The organism is Phenylobacterium sp., from assembly GCF_030646615.1.
Lineage (GTDB): Bacteria > Pseudomonadota > Alphaproteobacteria > Caulobacterales > Caulobacteraceae > Phenylobacterium.
Window position 1 is genome coordinate 67359 of the sequence record NZ_JAUSLG010000011.1, and the last position, 9121, is coordinate 76479.

Here is a 9121-nt window from a genome sequence, read left to right on the forward strand (position 1 = left end):
GGCTGGCGCCCCCGTCGGTGGCTCTAGGCGACCTTGCGGGCGTCGTTGCGCCGAACCTGACGCTCGATCCACTCGTAGGTGGTCTCAAGCCCTGCGCGGAGCGTCTGAGACGGGGCCCAGCCAAGCTTCTCCTGGATGAGCCGATTGTCGGAGTTCCGCCCGCGCACGCCGGTGGGGCCGGGGATGTTCTCCAGGTTGATCGACTTGCCGGAGATGTCGATGATGACGTGCGCCAGCTGATTGATCGTGACCATCTCCTCAGAGCCGATGTTCACCGGACCCTCGAAGTCCGAGCGCAACAGTCGGGTCGTCCCCTCAAGGCACTCGTCGACATGGAGGAAGGATCGGGTCTGCAGGCCATCGCCCCACACCTGGATCGTCCCGTTCGACGCCGTCTCAGCAACCTTGCGGCACAGCGCCGCCGGGGCCTTCTCCTTGCCGCCCGACCATGTGCCCTCGGGGCCAAAGATGTTGTGGTAGCGTGCGACCCGGGCCTGCATCCCATGGTTTCGGTTGTAGGCGAGGAACAGGCGTTCGGAGAACAGCTTCTCCCAGCCGTATTCGCTGTCGGGGGCGGCCGGATAGGCGCTGTCTTCGGCGCAGTTCGGGTTGTCGGGATCTTCCTGATTGTAAGCCGGATACATGCAGGCCGACGACGAATAGAACACCCGCTTGATCGTGCGCTTGTGGCAAGCGTCGGCGACGTTCAGATTGATCGTGGCGGAGTTGTGCATGATGTCGGCGTCGTTTTCGCCGGTAAAGATATAGCCGGCCCCGCCCATGTCGGCGGCGAGCTGGTAGACCTCATCAAAACGTCGATCGATCACCTGCCGAACGACATAGGGATCGCGGAGATCACCGATGACGAAGTCGTCGGCCTGGGTCTCAGCGTACTCGTTGAACTTCAGGTCAACGCCACGCACCCAGAAACCCTCACGCTTCAGGCGCTTGACCAGGTGTCCCCCGATGAAGCCGCCGGCTCCCAAAACTAATGCTGTCTTGCTCATAAACTAACCTCGTCGAAGGGATGTCTGCCTGCACCAGGTGGTGCAAAGGTTTCAGTGTAGGAATTGCGCCGGTCGCTGTCCGAATTCGGATCAGGGGTGTCGCATAGGACGGAGTTTCTCAATAAACGTGCCGTGCCGATGTAGTTGGGGAACGAGAAAATCAGATGACAGGATTTGACCTGGCCGGTCGGCGCGTGTGGCTTGCCGGCGCCGGGGGACTGTTGGGACAGGCGCTGCATCGGCGCCTCGCCCAGGCCGGAGCCCAGGTTCTGGCGCCCCTTCGCCAGGACCTCGATCTGAGGGATCCGGCCGCCACGGCCGCCTGGGCCGAGGGCGCTGCGCCGGAGTTGGCCGTCATCGCTGCGGCGGCGGCCGGCGGCATCCAGGCGCATCTCGACCGCCCCGGCGACGTGCTCCTCGACAACCTGCTGATCGCCGGGAGCACCATTGAGGGCGCCCGCCGCGCAGGCGTCCAGAAGCTGCTCTTCATTGGTTCGGCGGCCGTCTACCCGCCCGACGCCCCGCAACCCTTCAAGGAAGACGTCCTCATGAGCGGGCCGCTGGAACCTGCTCACGAGGGCTATGCCTTGGCGAAGCTCGCCGGAGTCAAGCTCTGCCAGACCTATAGGCGACAGCACGGCTGTGACTTCATCAGCGCGTTGCCCACGAACTTCTACGGACCTGATCCGCGCCCGGCGGGACGGCACGCCCATGTCGTGCCCTCGCTGATGCGCCGCTTTGCCGATGCGGGCCGGTCGGGCGCATCGACAGTCGAGGTCTGGGGCTCGGGCAAGGCGCGCCGGGAGTTTCTCTATGTCGATGACGCCGCTGACGCCTGCGTGACGCTTCTGGAGCGCTACTCCGGGGAGGCGCCTGTCAATGTCGGTGTCGGGTTCGATGTGACGATCGCCGACCTGGCCCATCAGATCGCAGAGGTCACGAACTTTGCCGGAGAGATCATCTTCGACGCCGCCAAGCCGGATGGCGCCAGCCGGCGCCTCCTGGACATTTCTCGCCTGTCCAGCCTCGGCTGGCGTCCAGCGACCAGCCTGCGGATGGGGCTTGAGAAGACCTATGCGAGTCTGGACGGGGCGCATCTGCCGACGCTCGACTAGGCTACCGCCGCCATGAGCCGATCTTTCAGCTCTGGGCGGCAGACGATGAGGTCGGGCATGTAGACGTCCTTCTGGTTGTAGACCATCGGGGCGCCGTCTAGGCGGGAGACGTGGAAGCCGGCGGCGAGCGCCACGGCGACCGGGGCGGCGGAGTCCCATTCGTACTGACCGCCGGCATGGACATAGGCGTGGGCCTCGCCGCGGACGACGGCCATGGTCTTGGCGCCGGCCGAGCCCATCCCGACCAGTTCGCCGCCCAGCACCTCGGCCGCCCGGCTGGCGACCTCAGGGGGGCGCGAGCGGCTGACGAGAATCTTCAGGCCGTCCGGAGCGTCCGGCATTTTGGGCGGGGTGCGGGTGTCGAGCACGAGATCGAGGGCGGGGAGGGCGACGGCGCCCACCACCGGTTCGCCATCGACGCACAGGGCCACATGGATGGCCCAATCGTCGCGGCCTTCGGAGTATTCCCGGGTGCCGTCGAGGGGGTCGATGATCCAGACCCGCGAGCGTTCAAGGCGGGCGACGTCGTCCGTCGCCTCTTCCGAAAGGACCGCATCATGCGGGCGCAGGCTCTGGAGGGAGTGGCTGAGGAACTGCTGGCCGACAGCGTCACCAAGACCGCCGAGGGGCTTGCCGGTGATGCTGGTGAGGTCGCGCGCCTTGAGGAGCAGGGCCCCGGCCTGTCGGGCCAGATCGGACGCAAGCCGGGCGTCATCGACAAGATCGAATGCTTGAGACATATCCCACCAGGCCCCCGCCCCGGCATTCTACTTTTACTGGCCGCAGGCAAGGCGAGCGGAAAACGATAGATAGCGCTTATCGCTCAATAGGACCCGCTGCGCAGGAGAACGGCCGGCACGGTGGCCGCCATGATCTGCACATAACGCCTGACGCCGACCGTGCGCGCATAGAGCACATCGAGCGCGACCCGGCGACGGTATGAGACATCGTTGCGGCCATTCACTTGCCAGAGGCCGGTCACGCCGGGTTTGACGGCGCAATAGTGCGCGAACCAACGGCCGTAACGGGGGATTTCCGCCACCACGATGGGCCGCGGGCCCACCAGGCTCATCTCGCCCTTCAGAACGTTGAACAGCTGGGGCAGCTCGTCGAGGCTCGACTTGCGCAGGAAGGCGCCCAGGGCCGTGATCCGAGGATCCTTGCGCAGCTTGTGGTCAAGCTCCCACTCCCGGCGGGCCTCAGGGTCCCGAGCCAGCAGGGCGTTGAGCCGGACCTCGGCGTCGGTGACCATGGTGCGGAACTTGAGGCAGTTGAACGCCTCGCCGCCCTGGCCGATGCGAGACTGGCGAAACAGCGCCGGACCACCATCCTGGAGCTTGATGAGGCCGGCGATCACCAGCATGAGCGGGGCGATGAATATAAGCACGGCCAGCGCGATGATCACGTCAAGAAACCGACACATGTCAAGGCTGAGCTTATGGCCGCCCTTTACAGCCGGACCTGAGTACAACGCGCCCCCTTGCAGGCCCGTCAGGCCTGTACTCTGGAGGGTGATATTCTTCGTGCCTGAAAAATACAAGCTGCAGCCCCTTACGGTTGTCGCAGTCTTTACCCTCTGACCCTAGGCCGATCTAGTTTTTTCGTCGCAGGGTTGAGCTGTCTTATGAGCGGTCTTGTGCCTCGGCGCCACCTCTTAAGGCGCCCAAAGTGTGCACTGCGGCAAGAACTATCATGTCTGGGCCCGCTGCAGGGCCGGAAGGCCGTCTGTGTGCCATTTCCATGCGCTTTCAAGGATTTCCGACAGACCGAAGCCTGGGGTCCAGCCGAGAATCTCGCGGGCCTTGCGATTGTCGGCCACGAGGGCGGGGGCGTCGCCCTCCCGCCGTGGGGCGTCGGCCACCTCGAAGGGGCGACCCAAAACCTGGGCCACGGCGTCGACCACTTCCTGGACGGTCGATCCCGTGCCGGTGCCAAGGTTGAAGACCTCAGTGGCGCCCCCCGCCAGCAGGTGCTTCAACGCCAGCACATGGGCGGCGGCCAGATCGAGAACGTGGATGTAATCGCGAACGGCGGTGCCGTCGCGGGTCGGATAGTCCCGCCCCATGACCTTGAAGCCGGCGTTTGAGCCCTGGGCCGCCGCGATGGCCAGGGGAATGGCGTGGGTCTCAGGCGTGTGCCACTCGCCAATCCGCCCCTCAAAGTCCGCGCCGGCCGCATTGAAGTAACGCAGGGCCACTGAGCGGAACCCCGAATACCGATCGAAGTCCCGCAGCATCTGCTCGACCATCAGCTTGGTACGCCCATAGGGATTGAGCGGCGCCTGCGGATGGGTCTCGTCCATGGGCATCTGCTGGGGTTCGCCGTAGGTGGCGCAGGTGGAGGAGAACACCATGGCCTCAACCCCCGCCCGGCGCGCAGCATTAATGAGACAAAGCGCGCCGGCGACATTGTTGTCGTAGAACTGGTCTGGATGGCGGACAGACTCGCCCACCTCGATCAGAGCGGCGAAATGGAGCAGGGCGACGGGGCTGTGGGCGGCGAAAACGGCGTCCAGTCTTGCGGCGTCGCGAATGTCGCCGATCTCCAGGGGACCCCACTGGGCGAACTCGGCATGGCCATTGCTCAGGTTGTCATAGACAACCGGCAGGAAGCCCGCCTCGGACAGCCGAAGGCAGGTGTGAGCACCCACATAGCCGGCGCCGCCGGTGACCAGAACCTTCTGCATTCCACCCCCTTGATGAAATTCGCCCTGCAATCATAGGGCGATATTGCTGTCGTCTTCGCGACGCCCGTAAGACTCAATTAATATAGATGAGCGCTGCGGCGGATTTCGTCCCAAGAGCAGGCGCGAGACCTGAACGGAGACGGTTTGTTAGGCGCCCTTTGGTACAAGGATCGGGTCACTCGGAGGATCTCGACGTGGGCGCCAAACCTAAGCCTAAGACCGCAGAAGTGGTCGCTACATCTTTCATCTCGTCGCCGGAGCCTGCGCTCCGGCCTGCGAGACTGGCCTCAGCTGAAGATCTTGCGGGCGAAAGCCCGGCCAGACGGCTGCAAGACCAGCTGCGTGAGTCCCTGTCGCCCCGCGCACCGACCCAGTGGTCGGCGCGAAAGACGGTCGCCTTCGTGGCTGTGACGTGCGGATCCTTCTGGATCGCGGCGGCTCTGCTGCTCCAGCTTAGCCTGAAAGCCCTCGGCTAGCTCCCGGCAGGGAGCCAGCCCTCAGCTCACATAATACTTCTTGTATTCGGCATAGTAGTAGCCTGGGTCGCCGTAGCCGTATTTCGACTGCTGCTTCATATCGACCTGGGTGAGGGCGACGCCGGCCAGGTGGGCGCCGGTGCCCGATAGGAGCCGGAACGCCGCCTCGATCGCGTGCTGCGGCGTTTTGCGCCAGTGCGCGAGGAAGACCACTGCGTCGGCCTTTGGAGCCAGCACGCGGGTGTCAGCCACAGGCAGAACCGGAGCCGTGTCCAGGATAACAAGGTCGTAGGACTCCCGCAGCTGCTCAAGCAGGCGATCCATGGCCGCCGACCCAAAGACGTCTCTGGGGGTCAGGCTGGACTTGGCCAGGGGCAGCAGCCGCACGCCGGTGACACTGTCGATCGTCGTCACCTCTTCAAGGGTGGCCTCCCCGGCCAGGACTTCGATGAGGCCGCGCTGAGGCTCGGCGCCAAACATCCGGTTCACGGAGCGCCGGCGCAGGTCGCAATCGACCAGGATCACGCGATTGCCCTGTTGGGCGGCGGAGCGAGCCAGACAGACAGAGGTGGTCGTCTTGCCTTCGCCCGGAAGCGCCGAGGTGATCGCCACAATCTTCACGGCTTCGCCAAGGCGTGAGTACATCACTGAGGCGCGCAGGTTCCGGAACGCCTCGGCGAAACTCGAAAGGGGCTTTTCCACCACATAGTCGATGGGTGAGCCGACGCGGCCTTCGGCGACCGAGGCGAGCAGCGGAATCGCGCCGAGATACGAGACATCCAGGCGCTGTTCAACGTCCTCGGCCGTGGCGAGGCCGGCGTCGAGCATCTCCGCCAGGATCACCGCGCCCACGCCGCAGCCGAGCGCGAGGACCAGGCCCAGCGCCAGGTTGAGCGGAACCTTCGGCGAGCTCTGGCCGGTCGGGATGGTGGCCTCGGAGACCACCCGAGCATCGGACTGCTCGATGCCCTGCTGCGAGCTCGTCTCCTTGTACCGGTTCAGATAGCTCTCATAGAGGGTGCGCGAGGCTTCGGCGGTCCGTTCCAACTCATTGAGGCGCACCAGAGCCTGGTTGTTGCCGGCCAGGGTGCCGCGGGCGCTGGAGAGGCTGCCGCCGATGGCGCCGGCGCGTTGGCGTGACACCTGCACCTTGGCCTCAAGATTGGAGATGATCCGCTGGATCTCGGCCTGAATTTGGGCGTCGATGTCTGAAAGCTGGCGGTTGGCGGTCAGCATCTCGGGGTGGCGATCGCCATATCGCCCTTGCAGGTCAGCGACCCGCGAGCTCACGGTGGCGCGCTGCTGGCGAAGTTGTTGGATGACGGGGGAGCTCAGGGCTTCGCCCAGGTCGTCACCGGTCGAGCCGCGCGCCAGCTGGCTGCGGGCTGTCGAGAGGCGAGCCTCGTCCTCGGCCACCTGAGCACGGGCCTCGGCCAGGCTCTGATTGTAGTTGGAGATCTCGGTTTCGGTCAGGTTCGTGCCGGCGGCGCTCAGCAGATTGTTGTTGATCCTGTACTGCTGGACGGCGGCCTCGGCGCTCAGCACCTGTTCGCGCAGACCTTCCAGGCGCGAGTTCAGCCAGTTGGTCGCCTGCTGCGTCGCATCGAACTTCGCTTCGAGCTGCTCAAGCAGGTAAAGTTCGGCGAACTTGTTGGCGATCGTCGCGGCCTTGGGGGCGCTCTCCGCCTCGAAGCTCACATTGATCACATAGGTCAGACCAGAGCGGCGCACGGCCAAGCGGCTCAGCACGCTATTGACCACCCGCTCATGGGCCTTCTGCTCTGCGACCGCGGAGTCCTGCGCCTCGGGGGGAGAGACGGTTGCGATGGTTGAGCGGATGGCTTGCCGCGCGGTGGCGACCAGTCCCGGCGACCGGAGCGCCGGGTTGAATTCTGGGTCCTTGTCCAGTTGAAGGGCGTTGACGACGCGCTCGGCTAGACGGCGAGATTTCAGAATCTCGACCTCAGTATCCACCACACTGGAATCGGCCGGCAGCCCCGAAAGCACAGCCTCAACATTGACGACCTGTTCAGCACGCGTGTCGAGCATGACATTGGCGGTGGCTGTGTACATGGGCGTCGCAGTCATGGTGACCAGGACAACGGCGAGAAAGACGAGGGCCGCGACGGCGGCCATAAGGCGGGCGCGACGCCGGAACATGTTCGCCAGACGCCGAAGATCGAACTGGTCGGCCAAGCCGCCCCCACGCCGAGCCCCGGGGCCGCCCCCAGCGTCTTCAAAACCGGGCTCTGCGTTGGATTGTGTAAAAGCGTTCATCGAAGGCGATGTCCCGAAACTGGCTTGCTGCTACGGGGGCGTGCAAAGCCAGGGCCATGTTGAGGCCGAACTAAGCCGGGAAAGTGACGGCCAAGCCCTGAGGCCTGGCCGTCCCGATCAGAACTGCAAGGTGAGCGTCGCGCCCAGCTTGTTGACCTTGAAGTCGTTGCCGCCGTCGGCGCCGCCCGAGCTCTGGTCGAAGTAGCTGTACGCCACGGTCAGGCCGGCATAGCGGTTCAGAAGGTAGGTGCCGCTGACACCCAGATTCAGGCGGTCGTCATCGCGGTCAACGCCCTCATACTCGTCCTGGCCATAGGAGGCCTGGCCGGTGAGGATGATGTTGCGCATGAGCTCATGGTCAACTTGGGCGCCCACATTGGTCGACAGATAGCCAGACGAGCCGGGGATGCCGCTGTCTTCCACGGTGCGCGAGCCAGTCAGCGACACGGTCGTCAACTGGGTGGGGAACCACTCGACTTGAGCGCGGGCGCCGAGACCCTCAAGCTCATCAAAGCGGGGATCGTCATATTCCTGCGTGATGTAGCCTACGCCGACCTCGCCGCGCACAAGGGCGCCGAGTTCGAAGTTGGCGCCCACCAGGGCCTGGGTCCCCTCTGAGTCGCGAGTCAAGGCGACGGCCGGCGGCGTCAGATCGTATTCGCGCCAGTTGCGGCTGACCTCAACGAACAGCGCTGTGGCGGGACTGACCGCATAATCGGCGCGAGCTGTCACGGCGTGCACCTTGCGGTCTCGGTCGTCCTGCTCGATGGGGGTTCCGGCGGCGGTACGACCATCTTCGTAGTCGTATTCGCGAATATCGTACCGGCCAGACACGCGGAGACGGTTGAACTCGTGGCTCAAGCCCACATTGGCTGACGCCAGATCGTACTGAATGGGGGCCGTCGACGCCTGGGGCGTGCTCGACGAGGTCCGCGGCTCGGTCATGCGGGACCAGTCGGCGCCTGCTGCGATCTGAGTGGCGCGACTGACGTCCAGACGGCCTGACGCCCCGACGGTATAGTCGTCGGTGTCTTCAGACCCGTTGTCCTGGTAGCGATTGATCGAAGCCCGCGCCCGCGCCTGCAACGCGTGCCGCGACCAGCCGGAGTTCAGCGAAATCTCGGGCTGAACGCGCCAGATCAGGTCGTCGGTCTCATTGGTCGCGACGCCATAGATGTTGTCGTTGTGTTCGGCCGTCACCGAAACCTTCGGATACGCCATGAAAGTCCCCAGGCGAAGGCCGAGGGCTTCGTAGCCCTCATGGGGCCGCTGGCGAACGCTGATGTTTCGGTCGCGGGCGAAGTTGCTTTCGGCGCCGGAAACTTGATTAAGCGCGCCGCGCGCTGTCTGCGCCTCGGCGGCCGGTGTGAAGCCGGCGGCGACAGCGATCGCCGCGCTCGCCGCAAGTACGCGCTTGTTCGCAGTCACGATCGACACCTCAGATTAGACCGCACCGAAAGGGGCGGGGAATGGAAAAACAGAAATGTTGGGAAGGCGGGGCGCGCGCGCCCCGCCTCAGGTCACAATTACGGATAGGTGACGCCGCCGCCGCCGCCGCCG

7 protein-coding genes are annotated in these 9121 nt (G+C 64.9%); 1 reads left to right on the plus strand and 6 read right to left on the minus strand.

Going from position 1 to position 9121, the window contains the following annotated elements:
• Positions 1 to 23: 23 nt before the first annotated feature.
• Entirely contained in the window at positions 24 to 1007 is a 984-nt protein-coding gene (locus Q7S93_RS01530; RefSeq protein ID WP_304711778.1) for an NAD-dependent epimerase/dehydratase family protein, read from the minus strand.
• A 164-nt stretch (positions 1008 to 1171) separates the two neighbouring features.
• Between Q7S93_RS01530 and Q7S93_RS01535 the strand changes: the two genes are divergently transcribed.
• Positions 1172 to 2122: an NAD-dependent epimerase/dehydratase family protein gene (locus Q7S93_RS01535; protein WP_304711780.1), complete on the plus strand. Its 951-nt coding sequence runs from the start codon at positions 1172 to 1174 to the stop codon at positions 2120 to 2122.
• Here Q7S93_RS01535 and Q7S93_RS01540 read toward each other — a convergent pair.
• The 5 genes from Q7S93_RS01540 to Q7S93_RS01560 form a co-directional block, all read right to left on the minus strand.
• Complete coding sequence (locus Q7S93_RS01540; RefSeq protein ID WP_304711782.1) at positions 2119 to 2862, minus strand: 3'(2'),5'-bisphosphate nucleotidase CysQ; 744 nt, start codon at positions 2860 to 2862, stop codon at positions 2119 to 2121. The two genes, Q7S93_RS01535 and Q7S93_RS01540, sit on opposite strands and share 4 nt — an antisense overlap.
• Before the next feature lie 83 nt (positions 2863 to 2945).
• Positions 2946 to 3545 carry a sugar transferase gene (locus tag Q7S93_RS01545; protein WP_304711784.1) on the minus strand — a complete coding sequence of 200 codons (600 nt, stop codon included), beginning with the start codon at positions 3543 to 3545 and terminating at the stop codon, positions 2946 to 2948.
• Positions 3546 to 3812: 267 nt separating this feature from the next.
• Positions 3813 to 4808: a UDP-glucose 4-epimerase GalE gene (galE, locus tag Q7S93_RS01550; RefSeq protein ID WP_304711786.1), complete on the minus strand. Its 996-nt coding sequence runs from the start codon at positions 4806 to 4808 to the stop codon at positions 3813 to 3815.
• Positions 4809 to 5305: 497 nt separating this feature from the next.
• Positions 5306 to 7480, minus strand: coding sequence for a polysaccharide biosynthesis tyrosine autokinase (locus tag Q7S93_RS01555; RefSeq protein ID WP_304711787.1), 2175 nt, complete (start codon positions 7478 to 7480; stop codon positions 5306 to 5308).
• 198 nt (positions 7481 to 7678) lie between these two features.
• A complete protein-coding gene (locus Q7S93_RS01560; protein ID WP_304711788.1) occupies positions 7679 to 8989 on the minus strand; it encodes an outer membrane beta-barrel protein in 1311 nt (436 codons plus the stop codon).
• Positions 8990 to 9121: the final 132 nt, after the last annotated feature.